Genomic DNA, 19409 nt, shown 5'->3' on the forward strand with positions numbered 1-19409 from the left:
CCAGACAGGCCTGATGGACGGGCTTGCCGGGAGGGAGAGGGCCGTGGGGTTCGGGACGGGGGACGGGGCGGAGGGGCGCGGGGCTCCAGGGCTGCGGGCGGCCGCTTGGGTGCGACGTGGCGGCCAGGGGCGGCGGAATCTGTCGGCGGCTGAGCCGGAGAGCTTGTCGGCGGTCGAGCCGGACGGCTCGTCTACCGTCGAGCCGCAGGGCTCGTCGTCGCGGCCCGTGCCGTCCCGGCGTCGCCGCACCCACCGTTGGCGCCGTGCCGGCCTCGCCGCGCTCATCACCGGTGCCGTCGTCCTCCCGCTCTCCGCCGCGGCGCACCCCGAGATCCCGGCCCCGGCGCCGGCCGCTCTCCCGCCCCTGACGGCGACCACCCTGGACGAGGCCTATGCGGCCAACCGTGCCAACGCCGCCGAGGCGTCCCGTATGGCCGCGGCGCACGGAGACCATGAACGGGCCGCCGCGGACCGGGCCATGGCCGCCCCCGCCCGGCACTTCCTGCACTTCGACGGCCGAGGCACCGGCCGGGCCACGGAGGTCTTCGGCGACCTCGCCCACGCCGACCACATCGCCGTCCTCGTCCCCGGCTCCGACACCTCCCTCGACACCTACGGCCGCTTCCAGCGGGCCGCGTCCGCCCTCCACCAGCAGCTGGCCCGCGTCAACTCCCGTACGGCGGTCATCGCCTGGCTCGGCTACGAAACCCCGGCCACCATCAGCACGACCGTCACCACGACCGGCCGAGCCGACCAGGCCGCCCCCCACCTGCGCGAGTTCATAAGGCAACTGCACGGCATAGCCGGCCAGGGAGCCACCGTCTCCCTCCTGTGCCACTCCTACGGCTCGGTCGTCTGTGCCCGGGCCGCCGACGGCCTGGACGCGACCGACCTGGTCCTCCTCGGCAGCCCCGGCACCGGCGCCGACGATGTCGCGGGCCTGCACACCCGCGCCCGGGTGTGGGCGGCGCGCGGCACGGACGACTGGGTCGGGGAGGTCCCGCACGTCAGGGCCGATCTGTTCGGCTTCACGGTCGGCTTCGGCACCGACCCCGTGTCCCCGGCCTTCGGCGCCCAGGTGTTCGCCGCGGGCGACGGCGGCCACAGCGAGTACTTCACCCCGGGCTCGGTCTCGCTGACCAACCTGGCCCGGATCGTCCTGGGAGAGACCTCGGAGGTGTCCCGTGCGTGACACGACCTCGCGCTCGACGAAAGAGGGCATACGACGGCAGGTCCGGGAGGCCCTACGGCAGGGTGCCGCCCAGGTCGACGCGGCCACGCCCGCGGGCCGGGACCGGGCCGTCGACGCCCTGCGCGCCTTCGCGATCCTCGGTGTCGTCCTCGGCCACTGGCTGGTGACCGCACTGGTCTCGGACGGCCGGTCCCTGCACACCGCGAGCCCGCTCCAGCACATGCCGTGGCTCGCCCCGATCTCCTGGGCCTTCCAGACCCTCGCGGTGTTCTTCCTGGTCGGCGGCCATGTGGCGACCAAGAGCTACGCCTCGGCGCGGGCGCGGGGCACCTCCTACGGCCGGTGGCTGACCGCCCGGTTGTCCCGGCTGTTCCGGCCGGTCGCCGCCGTCCTCACCCTGTGGACGGTGATCGCCGCCGGACTGCTGCTCACGGGCGCGGACCAGGCGACGGTGCACGCCCTGGTGAAGCTGGCCCTGTCACCGCTCTGGTTCCTCCTCGTGTTCGCCGCGCTGACGGTGGCGACCCCGTTGCTGACCCGGCTGAGCCCGCTGTGGCCGCTGGCCGTCGTCCTCCACGTCGACCTGATCCGTTTCGGTCTCGGTGGCCCGTCCTGGCTCGGCTGGGTCAACCTCGCGGCCGGCTGGCTCGTGCCGTACACCCTCGGCGCGGCCTGGACCCGGGGTGAGCTGGACCGCCGGCGCTCCGGCTGGATCCTGCTCACCGGTGGCGCCGTGATGACCGCGGTTCTGGTCGCCTGGGCCGGCTATCCCGCGTCGATGGTCGGCGTGCCCGGCGCCTCGGTGTCCAACCTGAACCCGCCGACCCTGGCCGCCGTCACCTTCGGTCTGGCCCAGTGCGGACTCGCCCTGCTGCTGCGCGACCGGCTGCGCGTCGTCATGTGCCGTCCCCTGGTCTGGGCGGCGGTCGCCCTGGTGAACCTCTCCGCGATGACGATTTTCCTCTGGCACCAGACGGCCCTGATGGCGACCACGGCCACCGGCCTCCTCGCCGGCCGGCTGCCCGGGCTGCACACCGTTCCGGACGGCCTGGACTGGGTCGCGGCCCGCCTCGGCTGGCTCCCGGTGTTCGTGCTGGTGCTCGCCGTCTGCTGGATCGCGTTCCGCTCCTACGAGCAGGGCGGCCGCCGGGGCGGGGCCGCGAGGGCGGTGCGCGGCTCACGGGTGGTCCGGGCGCACCGTCTGTCCGAAAGGGAGACGACGGTCGAGGTGGGCCATGTCTAGGGTGGGTCGCGTGATGGGAACGGGGATCCAGCACCAGGTCATGGGCCGGGTGCTGCGCTGGCTGCGGGTGCTGCGCGACGACCTGTGGACCGCCCGCCCGGATCCGCTGCCGGCGTCGATGTGGCTGCGATGGCTGCCGCACGGGGTGCTGTGCATGGTCGCCGTCGGGGTCACGTTCGGTGCTGTGGGGCAGCTCGTGGACAACGGCGGGGTGGGCCTCCAACTGGCCTTCGTGATCGGGCTCGCCCAGGGAGCCGCCGTGGTGTTCGCGATGTGGCGGCCCGTCCCGGCGTGGTGGCTCTCGACCGTGGCCATGCTGGTGGGTGCCTTCGAGGTACGCCGTCAGCTGCTGGCCGGTGGGGCGCCCGACTTCACCTGGCCGTGGACGTCGGCCGGGCTCATCGGGCACATGACCGTCCTCCTCCTGCTCGCCCTGCGGGTGCGCACCCGGGTGTCCGTCGAGGCGCTGGCCCTGAACCTGCTCCTCACGTACGTCGTCCAGGGGCTGGTGGGCGCGGCCGACTACTCGCCCACCGGGCTGCTCGCGGTCATCCTGTTCACCGTCGTCGTGCTCCTCGGCACCGCTCTGCGCGGCCGCCGCGAGGCCCGTCGGGAGCTCATCGAGCAGACCAGCCTCACCGCCGAGGAGCGCGCCCGGCGCACCCTGCTGGAGGAGCGCAGCCGGATCGCCCGCGAGCTGCACGACGTGGTCGCGCACCACATGTCGGTGATCTCCATCCAGGCCCAGGTCGCCCCGCACCTGGTGGAGAACCCGCCCGAGGAGCTCAAGGAGAACCTCGCCGGGATCCGGCAGAACGCGCTGGAGGCGCTGACCGAGCTCCGCCGGGTGCTGGGAGTCCTGCGCTCCGAGCACCCGGACGCCCCGGACCCCGTGGAGCCCGGCACGGGCACCGCCCCCCACACCCCGCAGCCCACCCTCGACCGGATCGAGGCGCTGGTGGAGAACACCCGGGCGGCCGGTCTCAGGGTCGAGGTCGACGTGCGGGGCGAGCCGCGTCCCCTGCCGCCGGGCCTGGAGCTGTCGGCCTACCGGATAGTGCAGGAGGCGTTGAGCAACGTCCTGCGGCACGCGCCGGGCGCGGTCGCCCATGTCGAACTCCGGCACACGGCCTTCGGGTTGATCGTGGACGTCGTCAACTCGCGTCCGACGGGGTCCGCACCGACCTCGCCCGGCGCCGGGCACGGGCTGCTCGGCATGCGGGAACGGGTCGGGATGCTCAATGGTTCGATGACCGCACATCCTCTTCCGGACGGCGGCTACAAGGTGTTCGCGTTCCTCCCGGCCCGCCCGGGCACCGAAGCCTCCGACCCGGCCGGCGACCTCAAGGACGGCACCGTATGACGAGCAGCCCCATCCGTGTCCTCATCGCGGACGACCAGCAGATGGTCCGGCAGGGCTTCACCGTGCTGCTCAACACCCAGCCCGACATCGACGTGGTCGGGCAGGCGGTCGACGGCCTGGACGCGGTGGCGCAGGTCGCCGAGCTCGCCCCGGACGTCGTGCTGATGGACATCCGGATGCCCGAGCTCGGCGGTATCGAGGCGACCCGGCGGATCACCGAGGCGACCCCGGAGATCCGGGTGCTCGTGCTGACTACCTTCGACCTCGACGAGTACGTGTACGAGGCGCTGCGCGCGGGCGCCTCGGGCTTCCTGCTGAAGGACGCCTCCGCGGACCAGCTGGCCGAGGCGGTGCGGGTGGTGGCGGCCGGTGACGCGCTGCTCGCGCCCGGTATCACCAGGCGCCTGATCACCGAGTTCTCCCGGCTCGGCGACCGTCCCCGGGGCCGGCTGAAGGAACGCGTCGGCGATCTGACCGAGCGCGAGACCGAGGTGCTCGCGCTGATCGCGGCGGGACTGTCGAACGCGGAGATCGCGGAGCGGCTGGTGGTGGCGGAACAGACCGTGAAGACGCATGTGGGGCGGATCCTGGTGAAGCTGGGCCTCAGGGACCGGACCCAGGCGGCGGTGTTCGCGTACGAGTCGGGGCTGGTGCGGCCGTCCGGGTACTGACGTGGGCTTCCGCCCGGGGTACCCGTAGTACCTGAGGGGGACGCCGAAGGACCCCTCTCGCAGGGGACGACCGGGACACGGTGCTCCGCCTACCGTTCTGTATGTGACCGAGACGACCCACATGCAGACGCCCTCGCCGGGGAGCGGGACCAAGCCGCGCAGCCCGGAGTACCGGCTGGCCGCGAACGCCCTGCACGGGCTGCGGCAGGATCTGTTCCACGACGCCTTCGCCTACCGTCCGCTGCCCCGGATGCGGGTCGACGGCCCGCTGACCCGGCGGCTGCCCGGCCGTCTGCGGGAGTACACGGCCTGGACACCGCACGCGGTGATCACCGGGGCGGCCCTGTTCACGCTGCTCATGGCCACGGTCGACTCCGGCGACGCGGCCGTCCTGCTCGGTCCGCTCGCCGTGCTCCCGATCCTGTTGACCATGCTCCGGCCGGTCGGAGCGTTCTGGCTGTCCATGGCGGCCACCCCGATCAGCCAGCTCTTCGGCAGCTACTACGACGGCTACCCCTGGCTGCCCGCCAGCTTCGCCTGCCATCTGACGGTGCTGACGGTCGTGGCCATACGCACCAGGCCGCGCACGGCCGCGTACATGTGGGCCGTCACCGCGGCGTACGGCTTCGTGGCGGACGTGATCCTCGGTCCGAGTTACTACTACGCCGACGACACCGCCCCGTTGCTGGTCTTCTCCGCCCTGGTCCTGCTCGTCGTCGCCATCTGGCACACGCGCAGGGAGGCTCAGCAGGAGGTGACCGCCCAGCAGACGGTGACCGCGCAGGAGCGCTCCCGGCGCACCCTGCTGGAGGAGCGCACCACCATCGCCCGCGAGCTGCACGACGTGGTCGCCCACCACATGTCGGTCGTGGCGATCCAGGCCGAGGCCGCCCCCTACCGGGTGGAGAACCCGCCGCCGGAGCTGGAGCGTGCCTTCGTGACGATCCGGGAGAACGCGGTGGCGGCCCTCACCGAACTGCGCCGGGTGCTGGGCGTGGTCCGCGCCGAGGACTACGAAGCCCCGGACGCCCCGCAGCCCACCCTGGCCGACCTGGACGCGTTGCTGGCGAACGTGCGGGACACGGGGCCGGCCGTCGAGAAGGTGGTGACCGGCGCGGTGCGCGAGCTGCCGCCGGGAGTGGAGCTGTCGGCGTACCGGATCGTGCAGGAGGCGCTGAGCAACACCCTGCGGCACGCGCCCGGCGCGAGCGCCCGCGTCGAGATCGGGTACGTGCTCGGCGGTCTCGGCCTGCGCATAGTCAACGGCCCGCCGCCGGCCTCGTCGCTCATCAAGCCCTCGCCCGGCGCCGGCCACGGCATCACGGGGATGCGGGAGCGGGTGTCGATGCTGAACGGCGAGATGACGGCGGGCCCGACGGACGAAGGGGGTTACGAGGTGGCGGTGTTCCTTCCGGTCACCACGACCGCGGAGGACGGGTCATGACCATCCGCGTGCTGATCGCGGACGACCAGATGATGGTGCGCGAGGGCTTCTCCGTGCTGCTGAACGCGATGCCGGACATCGAGGTCGTCGGTGAGGCGGTCAACGGTCGCGAGGCGGTGGAGCGGGTCCGTGAACTCGCCCCGGACATCGTGCTGATGGACATCCGGATGCCCGAGCTGAACGGCATCGAGGCGACGAGGGAGATCGTCGCGGCGGACGGTACGGCGAAGGTGCTGGTGCTGACGACGTTCGACCTGGACGAGTACGTCTACCAGGCGCTGCGCGCGGGCGCCTCGGGCTTCCTCCTCAAGGACGCCTCGGCCCGGCAACTCGCCGAGGGAGTACGGGTGGTGGCGTCCGGGGAGGCCCTGCTGGCGCCCTCGGTCACCAAGCGACTGATCACCGAGTTCTCGAAGCTCTCCGACTCCCCGCGCCTGATGGCCTCCGCGCACGCGGCGTACGGCGAACTGACCGAGCGGGAGACGGAGGTGCTGGTCCTGATCGCGCAGGGGCTGTCGAACGCGGAGATCGCCGAGCGGCTGGTGGTCGCGGAGTCGACCATCAAGACCCACGTCAGCAGGGTCCTGGTGAAGCTGGGCCTCAGGGATCGGACGCAGGCGGCGGTGTTCGCGTACGAGGCGCGGTTGGTGACGCCGGGGTAGGGGACCGGGGGCGCTCGCGTGCGGGAGAAGTGGGGGATCCGGGGAGGTTGGCGAGCGGTGTGTCAGGGCCCGTGATCTGTTGGCGGGCTGTTGGTGGGGCCCAGTTGGATCAGGATTGCCGCAAGGGAAGCGAACGGTTGTTCGCCAGCGGTTGTCCTGCCTGTCCTCGAAGGCACCCCCCACCACAACCCCTGCCGCAGTCCCAGATCTCCTGCTCAGCGAAGGACACAGCATGCGCAAGTTCACGCGCTCCGCCTCCACCGCGTTCGTCGTCGCCGCGCTCGCCGGTGGCACCGCCGTCGCGACGGCCGGCCCGGCGGCCGCCGCCACCTACAAGTGCACCAGCAGTTCCAAGTCGATCGACGACCCGTCGTACTCGGGCCCGTGGGCCGACAACTGGGACTTCACGGTCAAGGTGTGCGCGAAGCGCTCCGGCTCCACCGTCTACAGCTACGCCAAGACCAGCTGGGACGGGCCGGTCTACTCGAGCGTCGACGACACCACGAAGTTCGAGGACGCCTACTTCAAGGTCCAGATCAAGAAGTCCCAGTCGGGCACCGACCCGGTCAAGAAGTCCGCGAACTACGGCGGCATCGAGGCCAAGCTGGAGAACAGCGACTCCACCGGCAACTACAACGGCTCGTACACCACGCCCACCCTCAGCTACAAGATCGGCGCCGGCAAGGGCCTGGGCGACGGCGAACTCCACCTCAACTGGAAGAACGACGGCCACGGCGACCGCAACTACCAGTTCAGCGCGTCACCGGTCGTCTGACCTGCACTGATCGGCTCGGTCGCGGAGACCGCAGGCGGCCGTTCCCCACGGGGGCGGCCGCCGGAACCTGAACTGTTACAGGTACCCGTGCCGCCGGTGTTCGGGAGACCGTCAGGTGTGCCCGGTCGGGCACGTACCCACCGGGACAACGGGGAGTTGATTCCTTGTGCGTGCACGAGTGAGGACCAGGGCCACCGGGCGAACGGCCGTCGTGGCGACAGCGGCCGCCGCTCTCGCCGCCGGCGTACTGGCCGCGGCGCCCACCGCCTCGGCCGACGACTACAACGGCTGTGGCTGGCCCCGCGTCTGCTTCTATCTGACCGACAGCGACTGGAGCGACGGCGATCCCACGGCCGCGTACCAGGACGTCACCAGCTCCTACCAGACCCTCGGATCGAACAGCCGGGGCGCCAACTACGTCCGCAACACCCGCAACGACGACCGGGCCTACCTGCGCTACATCAACGACGGCGTGACGTACTACTACTGCCTGGCCCCGAACAGCACGTATCACTTCCAGCCCAGCTCCATCGTGACCGGCATACGCATCGACACCGCCTCCGGCTGCTGACGGCCCTCAGGCTGTCGCCAGTTCGCACCACACGTACTTGCCGCGGTTGCCGAATCTGGACAGCGGCTGCCAGCCCCAGAGGGTGGCGGAGGTGCTGACGAGTGCGAGGCCCCGGCCGCCCGTGATGTCCGGCGGTTCGGGGTCCGCGTCCCAGGCCCCGATCCGCAGCACGCCGGCCCCGTAGCGCACACGTAGCGCGGCGGGGCCGTCGGTGTGCAGTACGGCGTTGGAGACCAGCTCCGTGGCGAGGAGCTCCGCGGTGTCGGTGAGGGTGATCAGGCCGTGCATGGTGAGGATGAGGCGGAGGGTACGGCGGCAGATGGGGACGGCGCGGGGGTCGTTGGGGATGTAGAGGGAGTACTCCCAGGAGTCGTCGGTTGTTTCGGGCATGCGGGGAACTCCGTTCGGGGGTGGGGGGTCGCGCGGTGGCGGTGCCGCGTCCGGGGTGGCAGGGCGGAGCGGTGCACTTCCGCAGCGTGTGCGTTGCGTCACTGACAGTACTTCCTAAAAATAGGATGCCGCAAGCCGTTGCCGTATTCTCGACCCCCGAACGAGGTACGTTCGAAGGCGAGTTGGGGTGGGAGGCGCCGGTGCCGCCGAAGAGGCAGCTAACGGCCCGCAGGGTTCGTCTGGGCGCTGAACTGCGCAAACTGCGAGAGGCCACGGGCATGAAGGCGCGGGAGGCCGCGGCGCTGCTCGGGGTCGACTCGGTTCAGATGAGTCAGATCGAGTCCGCCGTCGCGGGCGTGAGCGCTGAGCGAGTTCGGCGTCTCGCCGCCAACTACGGCTGTATGGACGGGGCGCTGATCGAAGCGCTCGTCGCGTTGGCCACCGACCGCACACAGGGATGGTGGGAGGCCTACCGGGGCGTCCTGCCACCGGTGTTCATGGACATGGCCGAGGTGGAGCACCATGCCACGTTCATCCGCGAGGTCGTGATCACGCACGTGCCGGGGCTCTTGCAGACGCCCGACTATGCGCGGGCGGTTTTCGGCTACATGCGCCCCGAACTGCCCGAGAGTGAGGTGGCGCCTCGTGTGGAGCATCGGATGCAACGGCGCGTTGCCATCGAGGGAGATGCCCCGACACCGTACGAGACCGTCGTCCACGAGTTCGCTCTGCGGGTCCGGGTGGCCGACCGCCAGGCTTCCTTGTCGCAACTCCGGTTCATCCTCGGGAAGATCGAAGAGGGTCACGCGAGTGTGCGCGTCATCCCCATCGACCAGGACGGTTTCGGCGGTACCGGAGCCTCGATGATGTACCTCGGGGGTCCGGTGCCCAAGTTGGACACAGGACTGCGTGATTCGCCCACCGGCACCGCGTTCATCGATGCCGAGCCTCAGCTGGAGCACCTTCGCACGTTGCTTCGTAGGGTGGAGAAGGCGTCACTGGATCCGGTGGCGTCGCGGGACTTCATCCATCGATTGACCAAGGACCTCTGATGAACTGGCGGAAGTCCACCTACTCCGACGGTGGGGATGGCAACACCTGTGTCGAGATAGCGACGCACCCCACCCACATAGCCGTCCGCGACTCCAAGGCCCCCCTCCGCGCCACCCTCTCCTTCCCCGCCCCCGCCTTCACCGCCCTCATCACCCACCTGAAGGGCCGCCCCTCATGGAACAGCGAGTCACCCTGATCACTCTCGGCGTCTCCGACCTCGCCCGGTCCAAGGCCTTCTACGAAGCCCTCGGCTGGCAGGGGCAGGAGGTCCAGGAGACCGTCTTCTTCCAGGCCGGCGGGCTCGGACTGGTCCTGTGGGGCCGGGAGAAGCTCGCGGCGGACTGCGGTATCGAGCCCGGCCCGCCCCCGGCGGGGTTCGGCGGGATCGCGCTCGCGCACAACGTCCGCTCCGAGGCCGAGGTCGACGAACTCCTCGCCACGGCCGAGGCCGCCGGCGGCACCGTCACCAAGCCCGCCGCCGTCAACGACATCGGCTTCTACTCCAGCGCCTTCACCGACCCCGACGGCCACGCCTGGGAAATCGCCCACAACCCCGACTTCCCCCTCGCCGACGACGGCACGGTCACCCTGCCGGACTTCGGGCAGGCCTAGGACTCAGGACTGCCCGCCGGCTCGGATCCCGTTGGCCATCACCCGCAGATCCCGCCAGTCCTCGACGGCCAACAGGCAGTACCGGATCATTTTCGTCAGGTCGCCCTGGGAGCAGACCAGGAGATCCTCGATCACCTGGTCATCCGGTGTGACGTCCCTGTAGCAGTCGTGCCAGGCGTACTCGAGCAGCTCCATCAGATCGAGTGCGCGGGGAGCCGCGTCCTTTCCGAACTCCTCTTGGAACCTTGCCAGGCGTTCCGCCCGGCGGGCGGCCCTCCCCACTGCCACAACTGCCCCCACCCTGTGGATCTTCAGTCGAAGGGATCCACACTGCCACAAGACACCCCTGGTCAGAAGGGGTACCGCCGGGCTAGCGTCCGTCCATGGCAGCCTTCGACCCCTGGGACCCGGCGTTTCTCGCCGACCCCTACCCCGCCTACGCCGAGCTGCGCGCCAAGGGCCGCGTGCAGTACTTCGAGGCCACCAGCCAGTGGCTCGTGCCGCGGCATGCCGACGTATCGGCGCTGTTGCGGGAGCGGCGGCTGGGGCGGACGTATCAGCATCGGTTCAGTCACGAGGACTTCGGGCGGACCGCGCCGCCCGCCGAGCACGAGCCGTTCCACACGCTCAACGACCACGGGATGCTCGACCTGGAGCCGCCGGACCACACCAGGATCCGGCGGCTGGTGTCGAAGGCGTTCACGCCCCGGACGGTCGAGCGGCTCAAGCCGTACGTGGACCGGCTGGCCGGAGAGCTCGTGGAGCGGCTGGTCCAGCAGGGCGGGGGTGATCTGCTGACCGATGTCGCCGAGCCGCTTCCCGTCGCCGTCATCGCCGAGATGCTGGGCATCCCGGAGGCGGACCGGGCTCCGCTGCGGCCCTGGTCCGCGGACATCTGTGGGATGTACGAGCTCAAGCCGTCGGAGGACGTGGCGGCCAAGGCCGTGCGGGCGTCCGTCGAGTTCTCCGAGTATCTGCGCGAGCTGATCGCCGTGCGGCGCGCGCGGCCCGGTGACGACCTCATCTCCGGGCTCATCGCCGCCCACGACGAAGGCGACCGGCTCACCGAGCAGGAGATGATCTCCACCTGTGTCCTGCTGCTCAACGCGGGTCACGAGGCGACCGTCAACGCCACCGTCAACGGCTGGTACGCCCTGTTCCGCAACCCCGAGCAGCTCGCCGCCCTCCGCGCGGACCACGGTCTCGTGCCGTCCGCGATCGAGGAGCTCATGCGCTACGACACCCCGCTCCAGCTCTTCGAACGCTGGGTGCTGGACGACATCGAGATCGACGGGACCACCGTCCCGCGCGGCGCCGAGATCGCCATGCTCTTCGGCTCCGCCAACCACGACCCCGAGGTCTTCCAGAACCCCGAGCGGCTCGACCTCACCCGCAAGGAGAACCCGCACATCTCCTTCAGCGCCGGTATCCACTACTGCATCGGCGCCCCGCTGGCCCGTATCGAGCTGGCGGCATCCATGACGGCCCTCCTCGACCGCGCCCCCACCCTGACCCTCGCCAAGGAACCGGAGCGCAAGCCGAACTTCGTGATCCGGGGTCTGGAGGGGCTCAGCGTCACGGTCTGAGGCGTCACGGTCTGAGGCGTCATGGTCTGAGCGTCACGGTCTGCGTCGCAGCAGCGCCCACGCCCCGAGCGCGGCCGCGACGCCGGCCAGGACCATCAGCGGCAGTTCCGCGTAGAGCACGCTCCAGTCGGGGGCCTGTTCGAAGGGCCGGAAGCGTTCGCGGACGTCGACGGACCACACCGCCAGCCCGACCCCGGCGCCGACGGCGGCGGTCAGACACCCCGCGGTGGCCTGTGCACGTTGTCCCATGTCCGGGACGGACGCACGCGGGCCGCCCAGGGGTTCCGCCCGTCGGTCAGGTCGTCATGTCCCGTCGCCGCAGCCCCGCCAGTCCGGCGGCCACCAGCGCCACGGCGACACCGGTCAGCACCAGCACCGGACCCCAACTCATCTCCCCGCCCGGCAACTTCGGCAGATGCCCGAACGGCGACACGTCCAGCACCGCCTGCGGGGCGTCCAGCGCCGGACCGACCCAGCCGATCAGCAGCACCACCCCGGCGACTCCCCAGGCGGCCATCGCGGCGCGCGGCAGCAGCCCGTACAGGGCGACCGCCAGGCCGCCGACCACCCACACCGCCGGGAGCTGGACCAGGGCCGCGCCGATGATGGGCCCGGCCTGTTCGCCGTAGCCGACGACGAAGCCGAGGCCGGTCAGGAGCATGATGAGGGCGGAGCCGCCGAAGGCCACCGCCAGATGGCCTGAGGCCCAGCGCAGTCGGCCGACCGCGTTCGCCAGCACCGGTTCCGCGCGGCCCGAGGTCTCCTCGCCGTGCAGCCGCAGCACCGAACCGACCACGTACAGGGCGGCGATCAGGCCCATCATGCCGATCATCGAGGCGAGGAAGGCGTCGGTGAGGCCGCTGTGGCCGCCCATCCGCTCGAAGATCTCCCGGGCGCCCGCGTTGTCGCCGACGAGGTCGCTGACGCCGTCCGTCAGCCCGCCGTAGACCACTCCCACGGCGAAGAAGGCCAGGCTCCAGCCGTACACGCTGCCCCGCTGGAGCCGCCAGGCCAGGGCGCCCGCCGTGCGCAGGCGGCCGGTGGCGGGGCCCGGGCGGGTGGGGAAGAAGCTCATGCCGACGTCCCGGCGGCCCGCCAACTCGTAGGCCACGAGGGCCTGGAGGGCCACCGCGGCCGCGAACAGCAGCAGTACCCACCAGCGTTCGCCGGCGAAGGGGCGCAACTGCGACAGCCAGCCCAGCGGGGACAGCCAGGTCAGGGCCGAGGAGCCGTCGTCCGTCGCCGCGTCGCCGGCCGCCCGGAGCACGAAGGCCGCGCCCAGGACACCCGCCGTCAGGCCGCGCGCCAGCCGCGCGCTCTCGGTCAGCTGCGCGACGATCGCCGCCATCGTCGCGAAGACCATGCCCACGGCCGCGAGGCCGAGACCGAGGGCCAGCGCGCCCGTGATGCCCTGTCCGGCCAGGCCCGCCGTCACCAGCAGTGCCAGTACGGCGTTGGCGACCCCGGCCGCGAGCAGCGCCGCCGTCAGCGAGGCCCGGCGGCCCACCATGCCGGACGCCACCAGCTCCTGACGGCCGCTCTCCTCCTCGTCCCGGGTGTGCCGTACGACGATCAGCAGGCTCGTCACCGCCGCCAGCAACCCCGCGTAGACGCCGACCCGCCAGGCCGTCAGCGCGCCCAGCGAGGTGTCGAAGACCGGGCCGATCAGGGCGCGGAAGGAGGCGTTGGTGGACACCTGGTGGATGAGGTCGGCGCGTTCCCCGGGGGTGCCGTACAGCGACTTGAGGCTGCTCGGCATCGACAGCACCATCAGCGTGTTCACGCCGACCCACAGCGGGGTCGTCAGCCGGTCGCGGCGCAGGGAGAAGCGGAGCAGTACGCCCGTACCCGTGAGGGTGCTCATCGGGTCGCCGCCTCGTCCTGGTAGTGCCGCAGGAACAGCTCCTCCAGCGTCGGCGGCGTCGACGTCAGCGACCGCACGCCCGACTCGCTCAGCGAGCGCAGTACGCCGTCCAGCCGGTCGGTGTCGACCTGGAGCCGGACGCGGTGCCCCTGGACGTCGAGGTCGTGGACGCCCGGCAGCCTGGCCAACCCGTTGGGCGGGCCCGCGAGTTCGGCGGTCACGCTGGTGCGGGTGAGGTGGCGCAGGTCGGCCAGGGACCCCGTCTCCACGGTGCGCCCGCGCCGGATGATGCTGACCCGGTCGCAGAGCTCCTCGACCTCGCTGAGGATGTGCGAGGAGAGCAGGACCGTACGGCCCCGGTCGCGCTCCTCCTCCACGCACCGCTGGAAGACCTCCTCCATCAGCGGGTCCAGGCCCGAGGTCGGCTCGTCCAGGATCAGCAGGTCGACGTCCGAGGCGAACGCGGCGACCAGCGCGACCTTCTGGCGGTTGCCCTTCGAGTACGTGCGGCCCTTCTTGGTGGGGTCCAGCTCGAAGCGATCGATCAGATCGGCGCGGCGGGCCGCGTCGAGGCCGCCCCGGAGCCTGCCGTAGAGGTCGATGACCTCGCCGCCGGACAGGTTGCGCCACAGCGTGACGTCGCCGGGGACGTACGCGATCCTGCGGTGCACCTCGACCGCGTCCGCCCACGGGTCGCGGCCGAGCACCTGCGCGGCGCCGGAGTCGGCGCGCAGCAGGCCGAGCAGGACACGGATGGTGGTGGACTTCCCGGCGCCGTTCGGGCCGAGGAAGCCGTGCACCTCGCCGGTCTCGACCTCCAGGTCCAGTCCGTCGAGCGCGTGCGTCCTGCCGAAGGCCTTGTGGAGGCCGGCGACGCTGATTGCCTTCGTCATGCTTCCGAACGTACGCTTCTTTCAGAAATTTGTGAAGTTAAGGAAGCGTATGAAGCCCGGATAGGATGACGCCATGACGGAAACACCTGGCGGGCGGGACGCGGAGGCCGTCTCGAAGTTCGTCGAGTCGTTCGCGGCGCAGCTCGTCGAGGCCGGGATGCAGCGCATGCCCGCCCGGGTCTTCGCCGCGCTCCTCTCCTCGGACGACGGCACGATGACCTCCGTCGAGCTGGGCGAACAGCTGCGGATCAGCCCGGCCGCGGTGTCCGGCGCGGTGCGCTACCTCGCCCAGACGCACATGGTGTCGCGGGAGCGGGAGCCCGGTTCCCGCCGGGAGCGCTACCGGGTGCACGGCGACCAGTGGTACGAGGCGCTCACCAACCGCGAGGCCCTCATCAAGCGCTGGGAGGGCGCCCTGCGCGAAGGCGTCGCGAGCCTGGGGGAGAACACCCCGGCCGGCCGTCGTATGGCCGAGACGCTCGCCTTCTTCGAGTTCATCGAGGGCGAGGTCGCCGCGATGATGGAACGGTGGCGGGCGCACCGGGAGCGGGAGTTCGGCGCGTAAGCGCTTCGCTGGAAGTGCGGGGGCGGGTCGCTGTCCGTCTGCGGCGCCGTCGTGGCTGGTCGCGCCCACGCGGCTGCAGCCGCAAAGTGACACAGCCCCGCGCCCTTTCGGGGCGCTAGGTGCGGACCACGGCCTGGTCCCCTCGCGGGCCGAACAGATGCAGGATCTCCACGGCGTTCGAGTCCGCAGGGCCGAACCAGTGGGGCTCGGTGGTGTCGAACTCGGCCACCTCGCCGGGGAGCAGCGTGACGTCCCGCGCCCCCAGGACGAGACGGAGCCGGCCGGCCAGGACGTAGAGCCACTCGTAGCCCTCGTGAGTGACCAGTTCCGGCTGCCGGGGTGCCAGTACCTGCTTGAAGACCTGTACGCGGCCCGGGTACTGCGTCAGGGGCACCAGGACGCTCCCGTGCCTGCGCAGGGGCCGCAGGTGGACCCGGGGGTCGCCGCTGGCCGGGGCCGCCACCAGCTGGTCGAGAGCGACACGGTGTGCCCGGGCCAGCGGGATGAGCAGGTCCAGCGTCGGGCGCCGCTTGCCCGACTCCACCCGGGACAGCGTGCTGACCGAGATGCCGGTCGTCGCCGCGAGCGCCTCCAGCGTGAGCCCCCGCTCCTTGCGCAGGCGGCGCAGCCGGTGCCCGATGCCGTCGAGGATCTCGTCCAGCTCCGGGTCGCCCGGTCCTGTGCTCACGGGTCCTGTGCTCGTCGGTCCTGTGCTCGTCGGTCCTGCGCTCATGGGCCCATTCTTGCAGTGTCCGCAAAAACGATGGGCCGCGGAACTCGCCCGGGCCGAGCCTGGCCGCGCACCGTTCCCGGACTTCGGAGGTAGACCGTGACCGCGACGACCCACGCCGCCGCTCCACCCGTGGCGGCGCCCGCGCTGAGTGCGCGCGGACGCCGGACCGTACTGGCCGTCTGCTGTCTGAGCATGTTCCTGGTCGGCCTGGACACCACCATCGTCAACGTCGGTCTGCCGGCCATCGGACGCGGCCTGGACGTCGACACCCGCCACCTCGAATGGATCGTGGACGCCTACACCCTCGTCCTGGCCGCTCTGCTGATCTCCTCCGGCGCACTGGCGGACCGCTTCGGACGCCGCCGCGTGTTCCAGTGCGGGCTGGCCGCGTTCGGCGTGGCCTCGCTGCTCTGCGCGCTCGCACCGTCCGCGGGCGTCCTCATCGCGGCCCGCGCCCTTCAGGGCATCGGCGCCTCGATGCTCAGCCCCGTGGCCCTCGCGATCGTGGTCAACGCGATGCCCGACCCGAAGGAACGGGCGCGGGCGATCGGCATCTGGGCCTCGGTGTTCGGACTGAGCATGGCCGCCGGACCCGTCACCGGCGGCGCGGTGCTCGCGTGGCTCGACTGGCGGGCCCTGTTCTGGATCAACACCCCCGTCATCGCGGTCGCCCTGCTGCTCAGCGCGGTGTTCGTGCCGGAGTCCCGGGCGCCGCGGGCCCGTCGGCTCGACCTGCCCGGCCAGCTTCTGCTGACCCTGGTCCTCACCGTCGTCGTCGGCGTCCTGATCGAGGGGCCGCGGATCGGCTGGACCTCCCCCGCGGCGCTGGCGGGATACGCGGCGGCCGCCCTGGCGACAGCCGCCTTCGTGCGGGTCGAGTCCCGCCGCCCCGAGCCGCTGATGGATCCGCGGCTCTTCACCCGCCCGGTCTTCAGCGGTGCCGTCGTCGGCGCGGTGGCGGCCTTCGTCGCGCTGAACGTCACCCTGCTGCTGAACACCCTCTACCTCCAGCACACCCGGGGCTGGACGCCGCTGGCCGCCGGTGTGGCGGCGCTGCCCCTGGCCGTCGGAGCGACCGTCTGCGCCCCCTGGTCCGGCCGTCTGGTCGGCCGCACGGGACCGCGGCTGCCGCTGCTCCTCGCCGGCGGGTTCATCACGGCCGGCGGGCTCTGTCTGGTCCGGCTCACCCCGCACACGAGCGTGCTCCTGCTGCTGGCCGCGTACGCGCTCATCGGCATCGGGTTCGGGTTCGCCAACGCCCCGATCACCAACACCGCGGTCAACGGACTCCCGCCCGCCCGGGCCGGCGTGGCCGGCGCCATCACCTCCACCGCTCGGCAACTCGGTGCCGCCCTAGGCATCGCCATCGCCGGCGCCCTGGTCACGGCCACCGGCCCGAAGGAGCTCGCCCACGCCTCCCGCCCGGGCTGGATCCTGGTCGCCGCCTGTGGCGTCCTGCTCTTGGGCGTCGCCCGTGTGTCGCGGCCGAGGGAGGGCGCCGCGGGCCCCGAGACCCGGCCGGAGAGGTGAGCGGGGGTGACCGGCGGCCGTACGCCGCCTCGACCGAGCGCGGTGAGCGGTGTGCCGGCCTGAGGCCGACCGGTATGCCGGGCTGAGGCCCGCCGGCGGCGGACCCCGTGGGCCTCGGCGTGACCTACACGGGCATACGGCGCTCGAGGAGACCGGCGCGTTCGCGCAGCCGTACCGCCCGGTCCTGGGCGTCGGGCAGCGGTACCTGCACGTCCGTCAGCCCCTCCAGGCCCTCCGCCGGGGCAGGGCGCCGCACCTCGACGCCGGCCCGCTCGGCGAGCACCAGCACCGTCGCGACGAAGCCCTCCGAGAGCGCGTCGACGATCGCGTGCCGGGTGCGGTCGTGGAGCTCCAGCAGGGCGTCCACGTACGTCTCGAAGGCGGCGGGGTCGATCGCGCACTCGTCGTTCTCCATCGGCCCGAACCCCGACGGCACCCCCAGCTCCTCCTCGTACAGCCGCACATGGCGCAGGAACAGCCGGGCCGCGCCGTTGGAGGGGTTCCACAGGGTCTCGTCACCCACGTCGAAGTACTGGCTCACCGCTGCCCCTCCCGGCCCTGGTCACGGACCCGCACCGTAGCCGGACCGGGCGACGGGCCGCACCCGCGTTTCGCTGCGCCGCGCCGCGGTCCGGGGCGCCTACAACAACCCCATGTGCCACTACTGCGGTTGCCGTGAGATCCCGCTGATCAAGGAGTTCATCGCCGAGCACGAGCGGGTCACCGACGCCGCCGGCGACGCCCTGCGGGCGCTGGAGCGCGGGGCGCACGGGCGGGCCCGGGAGCTGGTCGAGGTCATGGCGCGTGAGCTCGACAGCCACTGGCGGGGCGAGGAGGACGGGCTGTTCGCGGTGATGCGGACGGACCCGGAGTACGCCGACCACATCGACGCCCTCGTCGCCGAGCACCGCGAGCTCGCCGCGCTGCTGCCCTCGCTGGACCTCACCGACCCGGCCGACGTCCGCACGCTGACCGAGGCGGTCCGGGAACTGCGCCGCCACATCGCCAAAGAGGAGGACGGCCTGTTCCCGGCCTCGCTGACGGCACTGTCGGGGGAGGAGTGGGACCGGGCGATGGCGGCGTGGCGGGCGGCGCATCCCTGACCGGGGTCACCGCCGACCAGGGGCACCCTCCACCAGCGTCGCCCTCGACCCAGCGCACCCCTCGACCAGCGCGAGGGCGTCCCGCGGGCCCTTCACCGTCCCGGCAAGGTCAGTCCCAGCGCACCCTCCCACACCGTCCACGTCCGTCTCCGTACCGGCCCCCACACGCCGGAGTCCGCCCGGTAGCGGAAGTCCGTCCCCGAGACGGTCACCGTGCGTCCTTGGGCCTGGAGGGGGGAGGCCTCCGCGCCCACCGACAGCGGGCGCACCTCCACCGCGGCCGTGCCCGAGTCGCCCGGGGTCACCGACACCGCCTCGACGGGCTGGTCGAGGTCGACCAGCGTCACCCCGTCGACCTCGACCCGCAGCCGCGCGGGCCGGAGCACGGGGACCGGGGTGTCCCGGGCCGGGCGGGCCGGTACCAGGGTGCGGACGAGGGACTGGCAGGTGCGCAGCCAGGGCCGTGCCGCCGCCGAGGCCGTCTCCAGCGGCTCGCCGTCCGGCGGACCCGGCACCGAGGGGATCCGCAGCGCGCCCAGCACCACCCCGTCGCTGTCGTCCACGAGCAGGTCGAGCCGCCGCTCCGCGCCGTCCAGGACCGCGCGCGCCGCCGCCACCGCGCCCGTGGGCAGGCCCAGGGACCGGGCGACGGTGAGCGCGCCGCCGACCGGCACGACCGACAGCACACATCCGGCCAGCTCCCGCCGCCGGTGCAACAGGGACACCGCGCGCACCAGCGCCCGGTCGTCGCCGACGACCACCGGCCGCCGCGAGCCGCGCCGGGCCAGTACCCGGGCGAACTCCTCCGGGTCCTCGGGCAGGCACACCTTCGTCCCCGCCGCACCCGCGCTGAGCACGTCTTTCGCGATGCGGACGGACTCCCCGTCCGTCCTGCGGGCAACCGGATCGATGACCACCAGCAGCTGATCGGAAGTCGCTGAAGTCGCCACCTCGGTCATGCCTCGCTTCCTCGGGTAGCATCTTTGTGCAAGAGCCCCTTGCGCTATTGCGCCAGGGGCTTCGTCTATTCCGGGGCATCCGGGTCCGACGGTTCGCGGCCGACTATGGCCGAACGGTGGCCGAAGCAGGTCGCCGGGGTACGAGGCACAAGGCCGTGTCGCGTACGCCCCTGACCTTGGACATGCCCCGCCCGGAAGGG

At 72.0% G+C, this 19409-nt stretch carries 23 protein-coding genes; 15 read left to right on the forward strand and 8 right to left on the reverse strand.

Features of this window, described 5'->3' with window-relative positions; translation table 11 throughout:
* Positions 1–226 precede the first annotated feature (226 nt).
* The 8 genes from ABKA17_RS16530 to ABKA17_RS16565 all read left to right on the forward strand — a co-directional run bounded on the left by ABKA17_RS16530 (position 227) and on the right by ABKA17_RS16565 (position 7921).
* Entirely contained in the window at positions 227–1192 is a 966-nt protein-coding gene (locus ABKA17_RS16530; RefSeq protein ID WP_353693013.1) for an alpha/beta hydrolase, read from the forward strand.
* Positions 1185–2435, forward strand: coding sequence for an acyltransferase family protein (locus ABKA17_RS16535; protein ID WP_353692799.1), 1251 nt, complete (start codon positions 1185–1187; stop codon positions 2433–2435). The genes ABKA17_RS16530 and ABKA17_RS16535 overlap by 8 nt, the downstream gene beginning before the upstream one ends.
* A complete protein-coding gene (locus ABKA17_RS16540; RefSeq protein ID WP_502994250.1) occupies positions 2428–3798 on the forward strand; it encodes a sensor histidine kinase in 1371 nt (456 codons plus the stop codon). Before ABKA17_RS16535 ends, ABKA17_RS16540 begins: the two co-directional genes overlap by 8 nt.
* Complete coding sequence (locus ABKA17_RS16545; RefSeq protein WP_353692801.1) at positions 3795–4469, forward strand: response regulator; 675 nt, start codon at positions 3795–3797, stop codon at positions 4467–4469. The genes ABKA17_RS16540 and ABKA17_RS16545 overlap by 4 nt, the downstream gene beginning before the upstream one ends.
* Before the next feature lie 103 nt (positions 4470–4572).
* Positions 4573–5913 (forward strand): sensor histidine kinase, encoded by a 1341-nt coding sequence (locus ABKA17_RS16550; protein ID WP_353692802.1) that lies wholly within the window; start codon positions 4573–4575, stop codon positions 5911–5913.
* The gene (locus ABKA17_RS16555; RefSeq protein ID WP_353692803.1) at positions 5910–6575 is read left to right on the forward strand and encodes a response regulator; all 666 of its coding nucleotides are present in this window, start codon (positions 5910–5912) and stop codon (positions 6573–6575) included. Before ABKA17_RS16550 ends, ABKA17_RS16555 begins: the two co-directional genes overlap by 4 nt.
* 232 nt (positions 6576–6807) lie before the next feature.
* Positions 6808–7350: a hypothetical protein gene (locus ABKA17_RS16560; protein WP_353692804.1), complete on the forward strand. Its 543-nt coding sequence runs from the start codon at positions 6808–6810 to the stop codon at positions 7348–7350.
* 166 nt (positions 7351–7516) lie between these two features.
* Positions 7517–7921 (forward strand): hypothetical protein, encoded by a 405-nt coding sequence (locus ABKA17_RS16565; RefSeq protein WP_353692805.1) that lies wholly within the window; start codon positions 7517–7519, stop codon positions 7919–7921.
* Positions 7922–7927: 6 nt separating this feature from the next.
* Here the strand turns inward: ABKA17_RS16565 and ABKA17_RS16570 are convergent, their stop codons facing one another.
* Positions 7928–8311 carry an ATP-binding protein gene (locus tag ABKA17_RS16570; RefSeq protein ID WP_353692806.1) on the reverse strand — a complete coding sequence of 128 codons (384 nt, stop codon included), beginning with the start codon at positions 8309–8311 and terminating at the stop codon, positions 7928–7930.
* A 200-nt stretch (positions 8312–8511) separates the two neighbouring features.
* Here ABKA17_RS16570 and ABKA17_RS16575 point away from each other — a divergent pair, with 200 nt between their 5' ends.
* From ABKA17_RS16575 to ABKA17_RS16585, 3 genes are read left to right on the forward strand one after another with little or no spacing between them, the layout of a single operon-like run.
* Positions 8512–9363, forward strand: a complete 852-nt coding sequence (locus ABKA17_RS16575; RefSeq protein ID WP_353693014.1) for a helix-turn-helix domain-containing protein — start codon at positions 8512–8514, stop codon at positions 9361–9363.
* A complete protein-coding gene (locus tag ABKA17_RS16580) occupies positions 9363–9560 on the forward strand; it encodes a DUF397 domain-containing protein (RefSeq protein ID WP_353692807.1) in 198 nt (65 codons plus the stop codon). The genes ABKA17_RS16575 and ABKA17_RS16580 overlap by 1 nt, the downstream gene beginning before the upstream one ends.
* Positions 9539–9976: a VOC family protein gene (locus ABKA17_RS16585; RefSeq protein WP_353692808.1), complete on the forward strand. Its 438-nt coding sequence runs from the start codon at positions 9539–9541 to the stop codon at positions 9974–9976. Before ABKA17_RS16580 ends, ABKA17_RS16585 begins: the two co-directional genes overlap by 22 nt.
* A gap of 3 nt (positions 9977–9979) precedes the next feature.
* On the opposite strand, the gene ABKA17_RS16590 is transcribed toward ABKA17_RS16585, so the two are convergent.
* Entirely contained in the window at positions 9980–10171 is a 192-nt protein-coding gene (locus ABKA17_RS16590; protein ID WP_353692809.1) for a hypothetical protein, read from the reverse strand.
* Between the two features lie 188 nt (positions 10172–10359).
* On the opposite strand from ABKA17_RS16590, the gene ABKA17_RS16595 reads away from it, so the two are divergent.
* Positions 10360–11562: a cytochrome P450 gene (locus ABKA17_RS16595; protein WP_353692810.1), complete on the forward strand. Its 1203-nt coding sequence runs from the start codon at positions 10360–10362 to the stop codon at positions 11560–11562.
* A 33-nt stretch (positions 11563–11595) separates the two neighbouring features.
* On the opposite strand, the gene ABKA17_RS16600 is transcribed toward ABKA17_RS16595, so the two are convergent.
* The 3 genes from ABKA17_RS16600 to ABKA17_RS16610 are packed head-to-tail and all read right to left on the reverse strand — an operon-like array spanning position 11596 to position 14319.
* On the reverse strand, positions 11596–11811 hold the full coding sequence (locus ABKA17_RS16600; RefSeq protein WP_353692811.1) for a hypothetical protein: 216 nt from the start codon (positions 11809–11811) through the stop codon (positions 11596–11598).
* Positions 11812–11857: 46 nt separating this feature from the next.
* Positions 11858–13426 (reverse strand): ABC transporter permease, encoded by a 1569-nt coding sequence (locus ABKA17_RS16605; RefSeq protein WP_353692812.1) that lies wholly within the window; start codon positions 13424–13426, stop codon positions 11858–11860.
* Positions 13423–14319: an ABC transporter ATP-binding protein gene (locus tag ABKA17_RS16610; RefSeq protein WP_353692813.1), complete on the reverse strand. Its 897-nt coding sequence runs from the start codon at positions 14317–14319 to the stop codon at positions 13423–13425. The genes ABKA17_RS16605 and ABKA17_RS16610 overlap by 4 nt, the downstream gene beginning before the upstream one ends.
* 73 nt (positions 14320–14392) lie before the next feature.
* Here ABKA17_RS16610 and ABKA17_RS16615 point away from each other — a divergent pair, with 73 nt between their 5' ends.
* Positions 14393–14884 carry a GbsR/MarR family transcriptional regulator gene (locus ABKA17_RS16615; protein WP_353692814.1) on the forward strand — a complete coding sequence of 164 codons (492 nt, stop codon included), beginning with the start codon at positions 14393–14395 and terminating at the stop codon, positions 14882–14884.
* Positions 14885–14999: 115 nt separating this feature from the next.
* Here the strand turns inward: ABKA17_RS16615 and ABKA17_RS16620 are convergent, their stop codons facing one another.
* Positions 15000–15572 (reverse strand): helix-turn-helix domain-containing protein, encoded by a 573-nt coding sequence (locus ABKA17_RS16620; RefSeq protein WP_353692815.1) that lies wholly within the window; start codon positions 15570–15572, stop codon positions 15000–15002.
* A gap of 141 nt (positions 15573–15713) precedes the next feature.
* On the opposite strand from ABKA17_RS16620, the gene ABKA17_RS16625 reads away from it, so the two are divergent.
* Entirely contained in the window at positions 15714–17147 is a 1434-nt protein-coding gene (locus ABKA17_RS16625) for an MFS transporter (RefSeq protein ID WP_353692816.1), read from the forward strand.
* A gap of 124 nt (positions 17148–17271) precedes the next feature.
* Here ABKA17_RS16625 and ABKA17_RS16630 read toward each other — a convergent pair whose 3' ends face one another.
* Complete coding sequence (locus ABKA17_RS16630) at positions 17272–17688, reverse strand: DUF6086 family protein (protein ID WP_353692817.1); 417 nt, start codon at positions 17686–17688, stop codon at positions 17272–17274.
* A 112-nt stretch (positions 17689–17800) separates the two neighbouring features.
* Between ABKA17_RS16630 and ABKA17_RS16635 the strand changes: the two genes are divergently transcribed.
* Positions 17801–18250: a hemerythrin domain-containing protein gene (locus ABKA17_RS16635; RefSeq protein ID WP_353692818.1), complete on the forward strand. Its 450-nt coding sequence runs from the start codon at positions 17801–17803 to the stop codon at positions 18248–18250.
* 92 nt (positions 18251–18342) lie between these two features.
* Here the strand turns inward: ABKA17_RS16635 and ABKA17_RS16640 are convergent, their stop codons facing one another.
* Positions 18343–19209, reverse strand: coding sequence for a diacylglycerol kinase (locus tag ABKA17_RS16640; protein WP_353692819.1), 867 nt, complete (start codon positions 19207–19209; stop codon positions 18343–18345).
* Positions 19210–19409 lie beyond the last annotated feature (200 nt).

The organism is Streptomyces sp. RG80, assembly GCF_040446465.1.
Lineage (GTDB): Bacteria > Actinomycetota > Actinomycetes > Streptomycetales > Streptomycetaceae > Streptomyces.

Coding starts and splice junctions, on each gene's coding strand:
- ABKA17_RS16590 (WP_353692809.1), bottom strand. CDS start 10,171: ATGGAGCTGCTCGAGTACGCCTGGCACGACTGCTACAGGGACGTCACA.
- ABKA17_RS16555 (WP_353692803.1), top strand. CDS start 5,910: ATGACCATCCGCGTGCTGATCGCGGACGACCAGATGATGGTGCGCGAG.
- ABKA17_RS16600 (WP_353692811.1), bottom strand. CDS start 11,811: ATGGGACAACGTGCACAGGCCACCGCGGGGTGTCTGACCGCCGCCGTC.
- ABKA17_RS16615 (WP_353692814.1), top strand. CDS start 14,393: ATGACGGAAACACCTGGCGGGCGGGACGCGGAGGCCGTCTCGAAGTTC.
- ABKA17_RS16545 (WP_353692801.1), top strand. CDS start 3,795: ATGACGAGCAGCCCCATCCGTGTCCTCATCGCGGACGACCAGCAGATG.
- ABKA17_RS16635 (WP_353692818.1), top strand. CDS start 17,801: ATGTGCCACTACTGCGGTTGCCGTGAGATCCCGCTGATCAAGGAGTTC.
- ABKA17_RS16605 (WP_353692812.1), bottom strand. CDS start 13,426: ATGAGCACCCTCACGGGTACGGGCGTACTGCTCCGCTTCTCCCTGCGC.
- ABKA17_RS16595 (WP_353692810.1), top strand. CDS start 10,360: ATGGCAGCCTTCGACCCCTGGGACCCGGCGTTTCTCGCCGACCCCTAC.
- ABKA17_RS16540 (WP_502994250.1), top strand. CDS start 2,428: ATGTCTAGGGTGGGTCGCGTGATGGGAACGGGGATCCAGCACCAGGTC.
- ABKA17_RS16610 (WP_353692813.1), bottom strand. CDS start 14,319: ATGACGAAGGCAATCAGCGTCGCCGGCCTCCACAAGGCCTTCGGCAGG.
- ABKA17_RS16570 (WP_353692806.1), bottom strand. CDS start 8,311: ATGCCCGAAACAACCGACGACTCCTGGGAGTACTCCCTCTACATCCCC.
- ABKA17_RS16560 (WP_353692804.1), top strand. CDS start 6,808: ATGCGCAAGTTCACGCGCTCCGCCTCCACCGCGTTCGTCGTCGCCGCG.
- ABKA17_RS16580 (WP_353692807.1), top strand. CDS start 9,363: ATGAACTGGCGGAAGTCCACCTACTCCGACGGTGGGGATGGCAACACC.
- ABKA17_RS16640 (WP_353692819.1), bottom strand. CDS start 19,209: ATGACCGAGGTGGCGACTTCAGCGACTTCCGATCAGCTGCTGGTGGTC.
- ABKA17_RS16585 (WP_353692808.1), top strand. CDS start 9,539: ATGGAACAGCGAGTCACCCTGATCACTCTCGGCGTCTCCGACCTCGCC.